This window comes from Serratia sp. PL17 (assembly GCF_017832355.1).
Classification (GTDB): Bacteria; Pseudomonadota; Gammaproteobacteria; order Enterobacterales; family Enterobacteriaceae; genus Serratia.
Window position 1 is genome coordinate 232,231 of the sequence record NZ_JAFIBY010000002.1, and the last position, 19,525, is coordinate 251,755.

General features: G+C 49.7%; 6 protein-coding genes. All 6 read left to right on the forward strand.

All coding sequences use genetic code 11. The annotated features are described in order from the left end of the window. The first annotated feature begins 2 nt into the window (after positions 1-2). Complete coding sequence (locus tag JOE25_RS09815) at positions 3-4,916, forward strand: class I SAM-dependent DNA methyltransferase (protein WP_209634543.1); 4,914 nt, start codon at positions 3-5, stop codon at positions 4,914-4,916. Further along, positions 4,916-11,263 carry a DEAD/DEAH box helicase gene (locus JOE25_RS09820; protein WP_209634546.1) on the forward strand — a complete coding sequence of 2,116 codons (6,348 nt, stop codon included), beginning with the start codon at positions 4,916-4,918 and terminating at the stop codon, positions 11,261-11,263. The genes JOE25_RS09815 and JOE25_RS09820 overlap by 1 nt, the downstream gene beginning before the upstream one ends. Further along, a complete protein-coding gene (locus JOE25_RS09825) occupies positions 11,260-13,383 on the forward strand; it encodes an ATP-dependent helicase (RefSeq protein WP_209634549.1) in 2,124 nt (707 codons plus the stop codon). The genes JOE25_RS09820 and JOE25_RS09825 overlap by 4 nt, the downstream gene beginning before the upstream one ends. Positions 13,384-13,563: 180 nt before the next feature. Continuing rightward, the gene (locus JOE25_RS09830; protein ID WP_209634551.1) at positions 13,564-14,952 is read left to right on the forward strand and encodes a hypothetical protein; all 1,389 of its coding nucleotides are present in this window, start codon (positions 13,564-13,566) and stop codon (positions 14,950-14,952) included. Then, a complete protein-coding gene (locus JOE25_RS09835) occupies positions 14,949-16,850 on the forward strand; it encodes a hypothetical protein (protein ID WP_209634554.1) in 1,902 nt (633 codons plus the stop codon). Before JOE25_RS09830 ends, JOE25_RS09835 begins: the two co-directional genes overlap by 4 nt. Then, positions 16,840-19,497, forward strand: coding sequence for a DEAD/DEAH box helicase (locus JOE25_RS09840; protein ID WP_209634557.1), 2,658 nt, complete (start codon positions 16,840-16,842; stop codon positions 19,495-19,497). The genes JOE25_RS09835 and JOE25_RS09840 overlap by 11 nt, the downstream gene beginning before the upstream one ends. Positions 19,498-19,525 lie beyond the last annotated feature (28 nt).

A 19,525-nucleotide genomic window follows, 5' to 3' on the forward strand; every position in this document is an offset into this window, starting at 1 on the left:
TCATGGCGCTGGTCGGTATTAATAACGAAAACGAATTTTACTCCAACCATTATCTGGGCGAAGTATTTACCAGCGATATCCGCGAAGCTCTGGAGCCGTGGAACGAACAGGAAAATGCCGCTCGCGAAGTAGAACGTGCTGCCAGAGAAAAGGACGAAGATTTTACGCCGGGTTACCGGGCACCCTGGAATCAGCTGAATAGCCTGGCGACAGCCTTCTTCCGCCAGTTAGCTGAACAGGAAAAGCAGCGCCAGATCCCGCAACGACTGGCGGACCAACGCAGCCGCTGGCAGCCACTGATGCAGGCCTTAGGCTATGAGCTGAATCCGCAAACTCAGGTTCTGGAGGACGGTTCTCCTCTTCCTGTGCTGGCGCGTTATAACAGCGCTGATGGCAGCCCGTGGTTATGGATTGTTGAAGCCCACGATGTGGAAGAGGGGACGCTCGATCCCCTGGCGTTATCCTTGCTGAAGGCTCAGTTCCCGGCTGATGTAGATAAAAAGCACCGTGATAATCTGCGTAAAAATGCCCGTGGTGAATACCGTTCCTGGCAGGATCTGATTTCGACAGAAGTCTTTACCCAGCCGGAACCACCGCGTTTTTTCTTGCTGCTCGGCAACAGCCAGTTGTTGCTGCTTGACCGCACCAAGTGGGCGCAAAACCGCCTGCTGCGTTTTGATTTTGAAGAAATTTTAAGCCGCCGTGAAACGGAAACGCTGAAAGCGACGGCGGTGTTACTGCACAAAGATTCGCTCATGCCTGGCAGCGGCGCGCCTTACCTCGATTCATTGGATGACAATTCCCACAAACATGCGTTTGGTGTGTCCGAAGATCTGAAATATGCGCTGCGTGAAAGTATCGAACTACTCGGCAACGAAGCGATGCGCTACCTCATCGAACGCGGGCTGGCGAACTATACGGGTAACCGTGCCGTTAACCCGGAAGATCTCAGCCGCGAATGCCTGCGCTATATGTACCGCCTGCTGTTTCTGTTTTATATCGAAGCTCGCCCGGAACTGGGTTATGCGCCAATGCAGGCGCGGACTTATCTGCAAGGCTACAGCCTGGAAACCCTGCGTGACCTGGAAATGATCCCGCTTACCAGCGAAGAGGACAGAAATGGCCGCTACCTGCATGACAGCCTGAATATGCTGTTTAAGCTGGTGCGTGAGGGCTACAAAGGCGGCGAGAAGATCCAGAGCGACTGGATCAGCGGCGAACAGATCAGCGTCCACAACAACCAGTTCAAAATACCTCGTCTTGAAAGCCATCTTTTTGCGACAGAAAACACGTCTTATTTGAACCGTGTCGTGTTCCGTAACGAAACGCTGCAACAGGTTATTCAGGCGATGTCCCTTAGCCGTCCAGGCAAAGGGCGCTTTGCGCGTCGCGGGCGTATTTCTTATCGCCAGTTAGGGATCAACCAGTTAGGTGCGGTGTATGAAGCGCTGCTCTCCTATCGTGGTTTTTTTGCCAGTCACGATCTCTATGAAGTGAAAAAAGCCGGGGAAGAGTTTAACGAGCTGGAAACTGGCTACTTCGTCAGTGAGGATGAGATCAAGAAATACCATGAGGACGAAAAGGTTTACGAGAAAGACGGCAGCCTGCGTATTCACCGTCGGGGCAGCTTTATCTACCGCATGGCTGGTCGTGACCGTGAGAAATCGGCGTCTTACTACACCCCGGAAGTGCTGACTCGCTCATTGGTAAAATACGCGCTCAAAGAACTGTTTAAAGAGCAGATTGAGCCGATAGCCGATCCGCACGCCAAAGCCGATGCCATTTTAAAACTCACCGTTTGCGAACCGGCAATGGGAAGTGCGGCGTTCCTTAACGAAGCCATCAACCAGTTAGCAGAAGCTTATCTGTTCCACAAACAGCAGGCGGAAGGGCGACGCATTCCGCAGGATCAGTACACCCAGGAATTACAACGGGTGAAAATGTACATCGCGGATAACAATGTCTTCGGCGTTGACTTAAACCCGGTGGCGGTTGAACTGGCGGAGGTTTCCCTGTGGTTGAACGCCATTAGCGGTGACACCTTTGTTCCATGGTTCGGTTACCAGTTGCACTGCGGTAACTCGCTGGTTGGTACCCGTCGCCAGGTATTTAACAAGAGCGAACTGACTTACAAAAAGGCTAAAGACCCAAGCTGGCTGAACAGTGAACCTGCTGAGCTGGCAATGAATACGCCGCGTGAGGAAAAACAGATTTTCCACTTCCTGCTGCCGGATGGCGGCATGGCAAACTACAGCGATAAAACGGTTAAGCAGCGTTACCTGGATGCTTACAAGCTGTTAGATGCCTGGCGTAAAGGGTTTACCGCAAGCTTTGAGCCTCATGAAATTAATGATTTGCAGCGTATCAGCGGCAAAGTAGAAGCGTTGTGGAACGCGTATCGTCAGCAGCTTAAAGCCGAGCGCGAAGCCACCGCGGATGGCTATGCAGTCTGGCCGTTGCCTGCCGATGCGCAATTGCACTCCAGCATGCGCAGCAAAGACGAGACGTTCAGCAAACGCCAGCAGGACAATAGCGACTATCAAAAACTGCGCTGGGTAATGGACTACTGGTGCGCGCTGTGGTTCTGGCCGATTGATAAAGCTGATGAACTGCCGGATCGCAGCGACTGGCTGTTTGATCTGGAGACCCTGCTCGACGGTATTGTGGTGACGGAAGAAGTCACCGCAACCGAGCCAAACATCATTGCCGGTTTGTTTGATTCAGAAGAAAGTATTCGTGAAGAAGCATCACTTTTCTCCGGCACGGGTCGCCTGAAAACTGATGTCTTATTCCGCCATTTACCGCGCCTGAAAGTGGTTGATGTTTTGCGCAAACAACACCGCTTCTTCCACTGGGATTTAGAATTTAGCGATCTGTTTGCCGAACGCGGCGGTTTTGACCTGATGCTGGGTAACCCACCGTGGCTGAAAGTGGAATGGCAGGAAGCGGGCGTGCTGGGTGACTTCGAGCCAGAGTTTGTGCTGCGTAAACTGAGTGCATCGAAGCTGGTAACTCTGCGCGAGCAAACCTTTAATCAAATCCCTATGCTGGAAGATGCCTGGCGCAGCGAGTACGAAGGTTGTGAAGGGATGCAGAACTTCCTTAATGCGCAGCAGAACTACCCGGTGCTGCGAGGTGTGCAGACCAACCTGTACAAATGTTTCTTGCCGCAGGCGTGGCGTTTGGGCGCAGAAAAAGGGGTTGCAGGCTTCTTGCACCCTGAAGGTGTTTATGATGATCCGAAAGGCGGCCAGTTGCGTGCGGCGGTTTATCCGAGGTTAAGGGCGCATTTTCAATTCCAGAACCAAAGGATTTTGTTCCCTATTGGGCACAGGGTTAAATTCAGCATCAATATTTACTCTTCTTTGGCAATTGAACATATTGGATTTATCAATATAGCTAATCTATTTTCTGCCAAGACTATCGATCTATGCATTGAACATGATGGCTCAGGAGAGGTTGGAGGGATTAAGGATGATGAAACAGGTTCCTGGAATGAGTCAGGGCATCAACGTCGAGTGTTACACATTGGGTACGAGCGGCTTTCTCTTTTTGCCAGCCTTTATGATGAGGAAGGTACGTCAGCGCTTGAGGCTCGACTACCGGCACTTCATGCAGAACCCTTAATTTCCGTGCTTGAGAAATTCGCTAAGCAGCCGAAGCGTTTGGGGGATCTGCAAGGACAGTATTTTTCCACCGTAATGTTTGATGAGACTTATGCTCAAGCTGATGGAACAACCAAACGTCAGACCCAGTTTCCTAAAGATGCTACACAATGGATTTTATCCGGTCCGCACTTTTATGTCGGAACACCACTTTATAAATCACCAAGAGAGATTTGCACCGAGAAAGGACACTACGACTGCCTCGATCTGCTAACTCTACCTGACGACTACTTGCCACGTACCAACTACATTCCAGCATGTGATGCGCAGGAGTATGCCAAACGTACGCCACGAGTAACCTGGACTGAGCTTGGTGAAGATGAACCGAGAAAGGTGACGGATTATTATCGCTATGTGGCTAGAAAAATGCTGAGTCAATCTGGCGAAAGAACATTAATTCCTACATTACTCCCGCCTTCAATTGCCCATATTGACGGTTGCTTCTCCGCAGTCTTTAAGAGTATTAGTAGTTTGGTGTTATTTACAACAAGTTCATTATCTGTCGCGTTTGATTTTTGGGTAAAAAGCACAGGAAAATCAAATTTCAGAGATGAATTATTAAAATTAATGCCAATAATCTCGTCTTGTAATCGTGATGAATTACTTGGGCGCGGATTAACATTAATGTCCGTAAGTAATTATTTCAGTGACCTCTGGTTATCTTGCTTTACGCCACATTTCAGTACCCAACATTGGAGCCGCAATCTCCCGCAGCTTCCACAGGATTTCTTCACCAATCTGACTCCTGAATGGCAGCGCAACTGTGCGTTACGTACTGATTACTCCCGCCGTCAGGCGCTGGTTGAAATCGATGTGCTTATCGCTCAGGCGCTAGGGTTGACACTCGAAGAGTTGCTGACTATCTACCGCGTACAATTCCCGGTGATGCGTCAGTACGAAGCCGACACCTGGTACGATCAAATGGGGCGCATTATTTTTACTCCAAGCAAAGGGCTGGTGGGCGTTGGCCTGCCGCGCATCGCGCGTAAAGCCGACCTGAAAAATGGTTATAGGTTCTCTGTGGATAGCCCGGACTGGAAGGGCGGAGATGGCGAGGAATTGGCTATCGGCTGGGACGATGTTAAACACCTGCAAACTGGCACTGTTAGCGTCACCTTTGATGACTACACCCGCAACGATGAAGGCGAGCGCCGCACCGTGACCTGGCAGGCACCGTTTATCAAACCAGACCGCGAAGACGACTATAAAGTTGCCTGGGCATTCTTTGAAAATGATAAGGAGAGCATCTGATGCTGCCTTCCGTTGTCAGTCGGCAGGTTGCCGACAGCGTAGCCGAGTTTTTACGGGCGGCCTTTCCGCTCAATAGCCCACTCTTCAATGGCGAAGAGAACGAAGATATCAATATGCTTGAGGCGTTTCTGCGCCAGCCGGAAGCGTTATTGAAAGGGCCGTATCTCTCCGCTCAGCTGCCGTTCCGAAAGAGTACCTTGCCGCTGGATTTCTTCCCCAATCTGTCGCTGCCATTCCCACCGCACGCCCACCAGGCCCAGGCTTTTGAACGGTTAGGCCGTGCTGAGCCTCAGCCCACATTAGTGGCAACTGGCACGGGTTCCGGTAAGACAGAATGCTTTATGTTCCCGCTGCTTAACTACTGTGCAGGAACACCGGGTACCGGGGTGAAAGCGATAGCTATTTACCCGATGAACGCCCTGGCAACCGATCAGGCCAGCCGTTTTGCTCAAACTATCAGTGGCGATCCACGTCTGCACGGTAAGGTTACCGTCGGTTTGTTTGTGGGTGATAGCGAAGAACACCCAAGCAAAAAAATGTCCGCCGATAAGGTGATTACCTGCAAGCATACGCTGCGCGACAGCCCGCCAGATATCCTGCTGACTAACTATAAAATGCTCGACTACCTGCTGATGCGCCCCGGCGACCAAAAGCTATGGCGGCACAATAAGCCCGGTATGTTGCGCTATCTGGTAGTGGATGAACTGCATACTTTTGATGGTGCGCAAGGCTCCGATTTGGCCTGTCTGGTGCGCCGCCTTAAATACCATGTCGGTGTCGATAACGGACGTTTTGCTTGTGTTGGCACTTCCGCGACAGTGGGGGATGAACTCGGGCAATTGCTGGATTACGCGCAAACTATTTTTGATCAGCAGTTCACTGATGCTGCGGTGATCCGTGAAGATCGTTATAGCGCAGCCGAGTACCTGCAAGGCTTTGAAATTACTAACAGTCAGTATCCCGTGCCAGAAGATAAAACGGCGCTTGAACCTCATCGTTATGCCACGCCAGTTGACTATATAAACGGGCAAATACCTCTTTGGTTCCCGGAAAGTACATTGCGTCTTCCTGAGAATCTGGAAGACGATAACGGGCGTGAAAAACGCGTCGCGCTCGGTGAAATGCTGCGTCGTCACAGCGTATTGCATGTGTTACTGCGTGATTTGCAGGGCGGTATTCTTTCCGAACAGGAGTGCCTTGAAAACTTACAGGTCATGCTTTCTGAAAGCCCGGAACACGCTGCTCTGGTGTTGCAAAGTATTCTGGCGCTGATTGCTCAGGCCAGGCTGGAAGTACCGGAAAACCCAGGCGACCATCAGCAGCGAATTGCAGCAGGTAAACCACGTCCGGTCTTACCCTTTGTACAGCTGCGTTCACAATTATGGTTACGTGAAATGCGCCGCCTGGTGGCCAGCGTTTCAAAAACACCGCAACTGGTTTTTGCCGATGACCTGACTGTTGAAGACAGAGAACATCACCTGCCGGTCATCCACTGCCGTGACTGCCATGCCACCGGTTGGGTGAGTATGCGCCACGGGCAAAATGTGCAACTGGAAACCGATCTTGATGGGATTTATCGCCAGTTCTTTGAAAAGGGCCGCTCGATTGTGCTGGCCTTCCCGGATAAGAGTGAAAAAGCCGTTAGCGGTATGCATCAAAAATTATGCCCGGCTTGCCTGAAACTGAATAAGCAAACCAACGTGCAGTGCGGGCACTGTGGGTATAGCGAAATGGTGCGTGTACTGATCCCTGACATGCTCAAAGAGCGTAAAGACCAGCTTGAATTCGCCAATGAATGCCCTTATTGCAACAGCAAAAATGGCATCTCGATCCTCGGTTCTAGAGCGGCTAGCTTATCGGCGGTGATGATCCATCAGCTCTATGGCAGTAAGTTTAACGAACATAAAAAGCTGATCACTTTTTCAGACTCCGTACAAGACGCAGCCCACCGCGCAAGTTTCTTTACTGCCCGCACGTGGCCATTAATGGTGCGTGGGCAGATTGCCCGTTTACTCAATGTGGGTGAAACCTTACGGCTTGACGAGTTCGCCCAGAAGGTTTGCCAGCAAACACGTGAGTCCTCGACCGATGACGCACATTTTGTGGCGAATTTCATCGCGCCAAATATGCAGTGGCTAAACGATTATCAGACGTTAAAAATCGAAGGCCAACTTACTGAAAACTCGGATCTCCCTGAGTTAGTTCGGTTACGTCTCGACTGGGAGGTGTGGAGCGAGTTTACCCTTCGCGCCAGTATCGGGCGAACGTTAGAAACCACGGGTTTTGCTGCTACTGGCGTGGACACTGAACGACTTAACCCGGCTATCAAAGCGTTACATCAGCAGCTTTGCGAAGAGTTGGGTGACCTGATGAATGGTGTGACGGTTGAACAAGTCACACATCTGGCTTTAGGGATTTTGTGGTATCAGCGCCATGCTGGTGCGGTGATGCATCCGGCATTTGAAAGTTATCGGCGGGATGGCACGACCTTTATGATGACGCAAAAAGAGCGTACATCACGCTACATGCCATCTATCGGCCCGAAAACGCGTAAACCTGTTTACGCCTCATTTGAAAAAATCACCGGCTTTCACCGTCTTATCGGATCTAAAGACAACCCAAGCTGGTATCAGCGTTGGTTAACGCGCTCATTAAACAGCGGCGATAATATTTTCATCAGTAGTACTTCGGAAACGATATTGCGGCTGCTTTATACGGCGCTGCAACGTGCAGGAATGGTGACATCTTTCGATACCAAAGGTCGTGAAGCCTGGGGGTTGAGTACTTCGGCACTGGTCGTCAGCCGCGATGTCACTCAACTTAGCTGCACGTGCTGCCGGGAAATCGTTCGCGCTCCAACTGAACAGGCGTGGCTATGGGAAAATGCTCCTTGTATGTCACTGCGCTGTGATGAAGGTCGCTACCAGATTACTGATAGCAAGCCGACGCTGCGTTGGGACAATATGGATATTGCTCGCGTCATGGGAGCTGAGCACACCGGCTTACTTAACCGTGAGGATCGCGAGGCGACAGAAAAATCCTTCTATCGCGGCACTAAGCCCTGGAACATCAATTTATTATCAGCGACCCCTACGCTGGAGATGGGGATCGATGTTGGCGATCTTTCTTCGGTTCTGCTTTGTTCCGTACCCCCGGCTCAGGCTAACTATTTACAGCGTATCGGACGTGCCGGTCGTAAAGACGGCAATGCATTAAACATTACTGTTGCCGAAGGGAATCCGCACGACCAGTTCTTCTTTGAAGAACCGCTGGAGATGATGCAAGGGCAGGTTCAGGCTCCCGGTGTATTTCTCAATGCAGTGGCGATTCTCGAACGACAACTCGCCGCGTTTTGCCTGGATAACTGGGTAAAAACGGGTGTGCCGGAATCCGCAATCAGTAAAAATGTGAAGCAGATGCTCGATGAATTGGATACTGGGCGTAAGGGCGGTTTCCCATACAATTTCCTGCGCTATGTGCAGGAACATCGTGTGGCAATTGCTGAACGTTTTGCCGGGATTTTCCCGCAGCTTGAAGCGGATACCCTGCTGCAACTGACCCATTACCTCACTGGTGAGCAAGGCTACCGTTCGCTTGAACAAAGAATAGATACTGCACTTGCGCAATTACTCGAAGATCGCAAGTCACTGCGTGCACGTATTGATAAGTTGAAATACAGCATTGAGAAGTTGAGAGCGGCGCCTCAGGATCAAAATTACGAAGCTGATTTGCGTGAACTGACTTCTGAGCGTTCAGCATTGCAGTCACTGATTCGTCAAATAAACGACAAGCAGACCCTGAACTTCCTCACTGATGAAGGCCTGCTGCCGAACTATGCTTTCCCGGAAGCCGGTGTGACTTTACGTTCTGTTTTGTGGAGGCGTAAAGAAGGGGGGCAAGAACGTGAATTCCACAATACAACCTACGAGTATGAACGCCCTGCCGCCACAGCGCTGGCAGAGCTAGCCCCCTTGAATAACTTTTATGCTGGTGGGCATAAAGTAGAGATCGAACAAATCGATCTTAACGTCTCGAAGCCTGAAAACTGGCGGATATGTAGCCACTGCAACTACAGCGAAAATATCGATCAAACGGGTGACCAGCATAAGTACTGTCCAAAATGTGGCACGCCTGTTTGGGCTGATGCAGGGCAGAAAACGACCTTACTGAAATTGCGTCAGGTCTATGCTCGTGCCAGTGCACGCGATAGCCAAATCAGCGATGAAAGTGATAGCCGCGAACCGACTTTCTTCCAGCGGCAGTTACTGGTGAGTTATGAACCTCAGGATGTCACGGCGGCCTATGCCATTGACGAAGGCGAAGTCCCGTTTGGCTTTGAGTTCTTGAGTAAAGTGACTCTGCGCGATATTAACTTCGGCAAGATGGCTGATGATGCCAGCGAGTTGATGATTGCGGGTGACAAAAAGCGACGTACTGGTTTCCAGGTTTGCCTGAGCTGTGGGATGGTAAAACGCCCGCGTAACAATGATCCGCGAAAGGACCATGACCTGAGCTGTAAATACCGAAGCGAGCCAGAAAAAGCGAAGTTTGAAGATTATCTCTATCTTTATCGCCAGCTGGAATCCGAAGCGCTGCGTATTTTATTACCTGTAACCAGTTACAGTAATGACCGTATTGTTGAGTCGTCACTTGCTGCTGCCATCCAGCTTGGGTTGAAACATTACTTCAAGGGGAATGTTGATCACCTTAAGGGAGTTGTGTATCGCGAACCTGAAAACGAGGGGGAATCCTGGCGGCAATATCTGGTTATCTACGATACGGTGCCGGGAGGAACTGGCTCTCTAAAAGAGTTGATGAGAACGCCAGACAACCTGCTGAAATTGTTGCAGCAGGCATATCAGGCATTAGTGGAATGTAGCTGTAATCACGATACCAGCAAAGATGGCTGTTACCGTTGTGTATACGCCTATCGTGACCGCGGGCGCATGAAGTTTGTTTCACGTGACCAGTCGCGCGTACTGTTGGCGCAAATTCTTAAAGCCAGCGATAAAATTCGCCAAATTAAAACCATCAATAGTATTTCGCTCGACGCAATGATGGGGTCTGAGCTTGAGAAGCGATTTATCAGCTGCTTACAGGAGCAAAAAAGCCTGGTTGTTAGCCGCAGCTACGCGCACCAAAGCGCAGGCTGGGTTATCAACACCCGAGCGGAGTCTTCGTCCAGTTGGCATTTAAAAGCACAGGTAGATTTAGGGGTTAAAGAGGGGGTGGGTATTCCATCACGCCCTGATTTTGTTCTTTACCCTATTGCACAACCAGCAGATATAAAGCCAGTCGCGATTTTCCTCGATGGTTATGCATTCCATAAAGACTGTGTGTCTGACGACGTACAAAAACGTCAAGCAATTAAAGATAGTGGTCATTATCATGTCTGGACTATCGGTTGGCGTGACCTTAATGAGGCTGGGTGTAAGCATCTGCAGGATGTACTTGGTCTTGGGCATAATCCGGCAATGAAACAGCCTACGATTTATAACCGATTCCATGATGTCAATTTCGTTACCTTACATACTTCCGTTCAGGACAGGAACAGCTTCGATTTGTTACTTGATTATCTGGCAGAGCCTGAGCAAAAAACCACGCTTTGGAAAAAGCTGGCTGCTGCACATGCCTGGGTATGGCTGGACGTTAAGCGTTCGCAAGAGCCTAGTGTCCAGCAAAAATATGCTTATGAAATGCAGGAAAATGCCTCACCTGTACGTCAGAAGCAGATTTTACCCGACGAACCCTTTGTTTTTGGCGGGCTTCTGGACAGTTGCGGTTCATCTCAACCATTTATTGAGTTGGCATCAGTACTGCTTCAGAGCTATCTCAAGATCACGCCAACTGCTGATCAGCTGTGTGAGGCATTACGACTACATCTCTGTTTTGATGACCGCCATTCAGAGGATAGCGGTTATGAAGCTGGATTTTATGGTTTCTGGCGCTTGGTGAACCTGCTGCAATTTTTGCCTGATATGTCGTTTACCAGTCGTAAAGCAATACACCAGCCACAAGAAAAATTAGTAGTTGTGCCGATAGAAGCAGCTCAAGAAGTGCAGTCAGATGCTAGTTGGGCAGAAATTATTGAGTTTGAATTACTCACCAGTGAAGAAATTGCTTTGCTTCAGGCTCATGACTTTGGAGCACCTGTTCCTGGCTACGCCTTACAAAACGATCTGGGTGAGATTATTGCAGAAGCCGATCTTGCATGGCCTGAACGGAAACAGGTCATCATTTTCGAAGATGAGAACTTCGCTTCTCATTTCACAACAAATGGCTGGCAGGTCGTTTTAGGCCCAATCAGCGAAGAAACCTTACAACATCTGTCAGGAGGTGATAAATGACGGTTCAGTCGCCAAAAGTGGCACTTTCTGATGGCTTTTTGGGGGCGTTTGCTCGTATCCCAAAAGCGCAGCAGAAGAAAGTTCAGGAGTTTATTTCTAAGTTTCGCCAGGATCCCACCAGTAATGGGCTGAACTACGAAAAGATTCACGATGCTCGAAGTGCCAATGTCCATTCGGTACGCATTGATCAAACTTATCGCGGTATCGTGCTTAAACCAGAACAAGGTGCGATATATATGCTGATGTGGGTGGACAAGCATGACGAAGCCTATGAATGGGCGCGCCGTCATGACTGTTCGATTCACCCATTAACTGGGGCGATTCAGGTTATTGATATTAGTTATATCAAGGCTGTGCCTGAACCTGTTGCACCTGATAAATCTAAGCTGTTTGCTGCATATTCAGCAGATCAGATCCTGGCACTAGGTGTTCCTCCTGTATTTATCGATCAGGTTATGGTTCTTACGGATGTCGATGGGCTTAACCAGCTTGAAAACGTTATGCCTGCAGAGGCCTGGGAGCCGCTTCATTGGTTGTCTGAAGGATTGGATTACCAAGAGGTTCTTGAAGAGTTTAACGACCGCAAAGATGTGCCTGTCGATACTAACGACTTCATCGAAGCTATTGAACGCAGTAAGCGTCGATTCCATGTAGTGGAAAATGAGCAAGAACTGCTCCAAATGCTTAATGCACCACTAGAAAAATGGCGAATCTTTTTGCACCCCAGCCAGCGTAAGTTGGTAGAAAATCCAGCGACCGGACCTGTTCGTGTATTGGGTGGAGCAGGTACAGGGAAAACAGTAGTCGCTATGCATCGTGCAAGATGGCTTGCTCAACGTTTGGGTGATCAACCTGGCAAGAAAATTCTGTTTACGACTTTTACTCGTAACCTTGCTGCAGATATTCGCGCCAATTTACAGCGTCTTTGTTCTCGTGAAGAGATGGCTCGCATCGAAGTTATTAATATTGATGCCTGGATGAGTGAACAACTTAAACGGCATGGTTATGATTTCCGTGTAGTTTATGAAAGCGATGAAGGTCGACGTAAATGCTGGAGTTATGCCTTGCAGCAAGCCCCAGCAGAGCTCGGTTTAACTGATAATTTTTACGCGGAAGAATGGGCTCGGGTAGTGCAACCCAATGCGGTCTACAGTCGTGAAGACTACCTTAAAGTGAGTCGGCTAGGGCGAGGAACGGCATTGTCGCGTATTCAGCGAGCCAAAATATGGCCTGTATTTGAAGAGTTTCGTTCCCAAATGGCACGCGCAAAATTGCGTGAAATGGGGGATGCGATGCATGAAGCGATTGTCCTGTTTAAAGAAAAACAGGTTCAGTTACCTTATAGCAGCATTGTGGTCGATGAAGCCCAGGATATTGGTGCTCCGGCCTTTACTCTAATTCGTAGTCTGGTACCTGAGTCACCTAATGATCTGTTTATTGTCGGTGATGGGCATCAGAGGATCTATCGCAATAAGGTTGTCCTGGGGCAATGTGGCATTAATGTCCGTGGTCGCCGAAGTAAGAAACTAAAAATTAACTACCGTACAACCGAAGAAACTCGTCGGTTTGCCGTTGGGTTGTTGACTGGAGTTAAGGTAGATAACCTGGATGGTGAAGCAGATGCCAGCAATGATTATCTGTCATTGCTGCATGGTGATTTACCAACCATAACGCATGCTACCGATTTTAAAGAAGAAGCAGGCACCATCGTTAAACAGATTCAGGCGTTACTGGCTAATAATGTGCGTTCCCAGGATATTTGTATAACGGCCCGTACCAAGCACGCCTATGACCGTTATGCTTCTGCGTTAGATGATGCTGGAATTGAAACTTATTCTTTAGGCCAGGACAGCGGTGATACTGATCAACGTTCTGGGGTGCGTATGGCAACGATGCATCGCATCAAAGGACTTGAGTTCCAGTATGTCTTCCTTGCCGGGATTAACGATGGTGTTGTACCTGAGGTGAAAGCAATAACTTCAGATGATCCTGTAGAGAAACGTGATGCGTTGTTCAATGAACGAGCATTGCTTCACGTGGCAGCAACACGTGCAGTAAAAGGATTATTTGTTTCATCATACGGTAAACCTAGTTTCTTACTGGAGCCTGAAAGCGAGTAACACAACCAGATAACCAGAAGCTACAGCTTCTGGTTATCTGCATTTTAGCCCTAATCAATATCGGCCACTGATTTGCTGATTTGGTAAGGATTAGGAAATCAAGTGGCACATGGAAGGGCTTTCGCAGTGCACAAATTGCGTGTTGTTAGCCCTGTGGGCATAAAGGACTGACGCAACGAAATGTACATAGAAAAATTTCTGACTGAATACGATGACTCGCTAACAGGTGAATTGAATGTTGATCCGCTTGGGCAATTAGTCATCTGGTCGTCCTGGGGACAGGACATTTTTCATAGCCGTATTACTTCTATCGCAAATGATGTGCGGCAATACACGCTGAATCTGATGCATCACAGCGTACTGCGCCAGCTGCTGGCAGATGACAAGCAGCAAACTGCTGGCGCGATGAAAAGCCTCTATCATAAAAAGCAGGCGCGCGAGTTCAGAGCAGCCTGTCTGATCCATCTTGAAAATATCTATATCTACTCCATGCTGGCGGCTGAAAAAAGGGGCGTCACGCTCACCGGTGTGCAGGGTATTAATAAAGCCAGGCCAAGATGGAATGCCGCAGACAAAAATCCTCCGTTACATTTTGGTCATGAGAAGGGCAGTGAGCTGCTGACCAATCAGATTGCGCTTGGCACCAATGGGCGCTACAAATCGCCAATGATGAATATGCAGTTTTTCACTACTGATTACCGCTACGATCTGCCGGGTAATAAGCCTGTGTGGCAGGCTGCAGAGGCATTTATCCAGCATGTGCCAGAGCTGAATAAATTACGTGAAGCGGCTCTGACCCACTTGCAGTCACTAATGCAGGTATCACATAAGCGCGATCTCAGCCCGGTTTACGAAGACATTCCTGCCAGCCTTAAAAAGGCTTATGTGACGGCATTCCGCGACCCCAAAATGGTGGGTGATTACTCCCGTGAATTCTGGCTGCAAAGAACAGGTTTGGATAAACACGCGGCTGGGGCGATTTATCTGGTACTTGAGCAGGAACGTGAACGTTCGGACGAACCGGAGCTCACAGTCGCTGAGGTTTTCAAACGAGCCGTACAACAGGCTAAAAGCGTGCCTGAAATGAATGAAAACGATCTTATGGCGTTACAGAATATCTGCCAGGCTGAGCCGTTTTTGTCGTTGATCGATCTGATGTTTTCTGGTCTACGCCGACAGGGTAGTCAAACACTGGCAGAGTTCCGTCAATTCTGGCAGTCGCGCGGTCTCACGGAACTACATCTGCCTCAAATGGCGGCTCAGCTTCAACAAAATGGTGCACTACTTTCCTCCCTTTCCGGAACTCCCGCTAGACGTTTTCAGCAGTTATTAACGCTGGCCAGCGAGACATTGCTGGAAGAACAGGTACGGGGTCTGCTGGCCTATCATCACAAGCTAATGGAAGCTCGAGGACAATTTCCGTGGCTAATGCTGGAAGGCGACGAGATTGTGTTGCAAGTGCCGCTGTATTCGCTTCGTGAAGAACGCCGGAATAGCGACTGGGTAAACCGTTACTATTTGCCACAGTTCAGGCACATGCTGAATGGCTTATGGGGAAGCGCGGCATGAAACTGCTAGAAACTTTTAAAAAGCAGATTGCTGAAATGGGCGATCTAAAGCGCGTTTGGCTTACCACCTTTAATCTGGATATCTCTTTTGTTGAGACTTGGGTGCTACCTGCTGTACTGGGAATGGATGTGCCTGCGAGTCGTATGGACTATGAAGGCCTGCAACGAGCGCTGGACGAGAGCGGCATTGATTTCCGCATTTATTGCGATCCGCACATGATGGCGAAAGATAAGCCGAAAAGAACCTCGATAGCGGTGTATCCAGTTTCGGTGCGTAGGCTGGCTCAAGGCGAAGACTCTTATCTGGACAAGGATCGCGGTCTGTTTCACCCGAAAGTGTTTTATCTCGAAGATCACAACAGAAAGATTATTGTGGGGGCGGGCAGTGCCAACCTTACGCTGAGTGGATGGGGGCGAAATCAGGAAGCAGCAGTTTTTCGTTGCGTTGCCAGTAATACCCAGTACCAACAGGTAAAACAGTTTTTTACCTCTATCGACAACAGTTTGAATAAAGAAGCGTTCTTCCCCATACGCCGTAAGTTTCTTGGCGATGATCATGGCTGGTCATTTATTCACAGTCTGGCTGGCGCCACGCTGCTGGATACCCTGAAACAGGGTGTTGAGTTGAAAACGCTGAGCGTCTGGTCACCTTATCTTGCTGCGGATCTGGCAGGTTTTATTGGCAGGTTAGGGCCGGAATTACGCGTAGAATTAGTTCCTGACTTGGTCGAAGGAAACTATATACGCACTCGCTGGAGTGAAAGTATTCAGGAGCTAATAACAAGTAAAGCGCTGACCCTTCACGACTCGCCTGCTCCCAAAGACGATCGTGCGTTGATGACCCATGCCAAGCTCTGGCTGGCGAAAAGCAGCAAAAGCACGCAACTGGCAGTGGGGTCCTGGAATTTCACTTCTCCCGGTTGCAGCAGCCTCATGGAGAAAAACTGGAATGTAGAAGCGGGAATTGTGCATCCGGTCTCTCGTAACATCACGATTTGCGGCAAAGAATGGGATGATGTTAATGAGGAGGATTTCGCCAGTGAAGTATTGTTGAAGGAAGAGGTGCTGGAGCTGGGCGAACTCCCTCCTTTCGATCTCACCGTTATTTTTGACTGGACCCGCTGCGAATATCAGATTGTCGGGCAATGGTTCAGTGGCAAGCCAGAGTCGGGTTACCACTTGATACTGCCGGGTATCAATGGGTCGAATGAACTGGTATGGAAAGCTAATGGTCAAGTTCTGAAGTCACCACAGCAATTGGCAGTATTGAAGAGCGATGCCGTGTTGGATAACCCTTTTTATACCCTGCGTAGAGCAGGAAAAACAGACTGGCAGGGTATGATCGTCGAAACTGGTACTGAACACCGGCGCGCGCTGAGCTTTACATCGCTCGATGAGCTGCTTAACAGTTATCTGAGTTCTGCAGATCCCGGTTTGAGCGATCGCCTTATGCTGCGGGGCGTTGGGGCGCAAGACGAAGTGCAAAGTGAGGTAGAGGCAGAAATCATTAGATTAGAAGTCACCAGCTATTTCCGCCTGTTTCAGGCCATCCAACAGCGTCGCAACTGGCTGGTAGAGGTGGAAGATGGCACCCTGCTTTATCGTCGTCTGTTCAGCGAACCTGGCTGTCTGCAGGAACTGGCAGAAATAGCCAGAGAGCGGGTGAAGCAACCAACCCATCCGGTATTTAACTGGTTCCTGGCGCAGGAAGTTAATAGTCTGGCAGCTCTGGCAATAAAGCGTGTTAAAAGTATCCGACGCAAACAGGGGGCTGAAGCCATATTTGTCGCAGCGCACTTGTGGGAGTCTCTACAGGTTGCCATTCCACCTCTAACTAGCGATGCCGCTAGCCTGCGTTATCTCGCTGCCATCAGGGAAGACTGTAGTTATGGCGAATAAGTTAAAACAGATCATTACCCCGGTTGAGGTTTCAGCCGTGATGAATTTCGATGCGACTGATATGCACTGGCAGTATCAATCCGGTGCGTCCAGCATGGCGGCGAAGCAGGCTGAGGGTGTGGCTGGATTGTGGAATTTGCTGAGTAAACAACGACTGGCGCTTCTCGCCGATGAAGTCGGCATGGGCAAGACCTATCAGGCGATGGGTATAATGCTGCTGTTATGGGAGGCAAAACCCGATGCGCGCATTCTGGTGATGGCACCTAACAGGACGCTCTGCGACAACTGGGAAAAGGAATTCGGCACCTTCACCCAGAAGCACTACCGGGCAGCGAATAATGCGTTTACCTCAGCAGAGGGGAAGGAAAAATATGCTCCGCAAATTCAAGGCAGGCTGGCAGATCTGGCGGAAGCTGTGGAGAAAAAGGCACACCATTTCTACCTCACTACCATCCACTCATTAAGCGGCCTGGTGCCCCAGTCTGAAAAAGAAGATGCTCTGAACGCTGCAGAAGCCTATGGCGCGTCGTATCGTCAGCAGATTAAGCAAGCTCTGGGAAAAGGAGGCTTTGACTTAATTATCATTGATGAGGCGCACTACTTTCGTAACCGAAGCGGCTCACAGCGCGCTGCTGCCGCTCAGGCCTTCTTTGGTGATGCGCAGGATCGGCTGGGTAGCAACGTACTACTGTTGACGGGAACCCCCAATCACTCATCACCGCGAAATATTTATGACATTTTTAGCTACTTCAGTGACTTGCCAAAGCGGTACGCAGTGGATGATGTCAGCGCTCTGATGAATGATTTTGCCATCCGTCGCCTGCGAAAAATGCAGGGCAGGGAGGGCAGTCACAGCAAATATGAGTATCGTCATGAGCGCGCCAGCGTTTCCAACTTTACTGACCGGCTGGATGCAGAGCTGTTCTTTGCTCTTTATCAGAAACAACTGGTTGTCCAGCTGGATAAAGAGAAAAAGTCGGGTGGCGGCAGACGTATGCTCTATGGCTATCTTGAAGGGTTTGAATCAACGGGTAGCACAGCCAGTGAGCGGGACAATGGTGGCGATGAAGAAGAACAAACCCATAACGACTTCAACCAAGCCCCGGATTCTTCTCTGCTCAACAGGCTTACCCGGCAGTTTAACGATATCTATCAACGCTTTCCGGATCACCCGAAATACGATGCGCTGGTGGATGCCTGCGTTACCAGCGATCCATTCGAGCAGTTGCAGCCGCTACACAGCAGAAAGCATCTGGTCTTTGTGCGCCGCATTCCGTCGGTGCGCGAAATTACCCAGCGCATCAACGCCCGTTATGACGAAATGATGGCTAAGCGGTTGATGGATGTCTGGCATCTACCCGCTGATGCACGGGAAAAATGGCGAGAATCGGGTTGGTCGCGGGAAACCTTCGTTGATCTTTTATCGGGAAAATCCAGCGGGGAGCCGGATCTGGAAGAGCATATGCAAGAAGATAGCGCGGCAGATGAACCCGAAGCAGATAATGAGCTGAAGCTTTCCAGTAAAATAGCGGAGTTGTTTGTAACGAAGAAAACCGGCCTGCGCCGCACTGACTGTGCCAACGTCAGTTTGCGTTTCCGCCGCCCGGACAGTCTTTTCTCTCTGTTTCTGGAACCTGCACTGGACGGCACAACTGGTACCTATCGTTATCATTACCGAAAAGAGTCTGGTGAACGTCAGCGCGACAGCTATGGTGATGCCGCGCGCGATGCCCGGTGGTCGCAAACCCCATTAGCGGCGGGGATTGAATATACCAAGGCATTACCTACCGCTTGGGGACTGATGTTCAATGAGCTCCCGCAACCGGCAAAAGAGCAACTGATAAAATGGCTCGACCAGCCTAACGGCATGGCAATCATTGAAAACTTTGCCAACTATCTGCGCACTGGTTACCTGTTTGCCAGCCCGGTGATGATTGAGCTCTATTGCTGGTTTACTGAGTTCAGGCGTGAACCTCAAAAGAGCGAAGTTCAGCAGCGCTATGAGCATTTTGTTGAGTGGGTGACCCCCAAGCTGAAGAGATCGCTGATGCAGCGTTACTTTGTGGCTGCTATCGAAACTTTCGAAACACTATGCGTGAAAATTGTTGGTCAGAAGCTGGATAGTAATCAGTACAGCTGGCGCGAGTTTACCAGCCTGAACAGCCCTGGCTGGTACGCTAGCGGGCAATCCCACAACCGTGAACGCTTGATTCGCGGATTTAACTCGCCCTTCTTCCCGAATGTCTTGGTAGCGACTTCAGTATTGCAGGAAGGTGTGAACCTCCATCTTCAATGTCATCAGGTGCACCATTACGGCATTGCCTGGACGCCTGGTGATAATGAACAGCGGAATGGGAGAGTTGACCGCCTCTTTGGCCGTATCAATACCATGCTCAAGGTCCAGGGAGAAGCCGAGATGATAATAAATTATCCTTACCTTGAAGGTTCATTTGACCAGGATCAGTTGGCATCATTTATTCGCCATAAACATAGTGTTGAAGAGAAGCTTGACAGTTGTGAACCCCAGGATTTCGATAGTGCAATTGATCTGCAGGAGGACACTCAGGATTGGCAACGATGGCTACGACAGCCTTGTAAGGACAAGGATAAAGAAGATCCTTATCCAGCAAGGTTTGATCTGCAGTGATTTACTCTAGGTGATTACCACACATGCG

Bases quoted from the DNA above. Each gene is read 5' to 3' on its own strand.
- JOE25_RS09815 (WP_209634543.1), top strand. From the start codon at position 3: ATGGCGCTGGTCGGTATTAATAACGAAAACGAATTTTACTCCAACCAT.
- JOE25_RS09820 (WP_209634546.1), top strand. From the start codon at position 4,916: ATGCTGCCTTCCGTTGTCAGTCGGCAGGTTGCCGACAGCGTAGCCGAG.
- JOE25_RS09825 (WP_209634549.1), top strand. From the start codon at position 11,260: ATGACGGTTCAGTCGCCAAAAGTGGCACTTTCTGATGGCTTTTTGGGG.
- JOE25_RS09830 (WP_209634551.1), top strand. From the start codon at position 13,564: ATGTACATAGAAAAATTTCTGACTGAATACGATGACTCGCTAACAGGT.
- JOE25_RS09835 (WP_209634554.1), top strand. From the start codon at position 14,949: ATGAAACTGCTAGAAACTTTTAAAAAGCAGATTGCTGAAATGGGCGAT.
- JOE25_RS09840 (WP_209634557.1), top strand. From the start codon at position 16,840: ATGGCGAATAAGTTAAAACAGATCATTACCCCGGTTGAGGTTTCAGCC.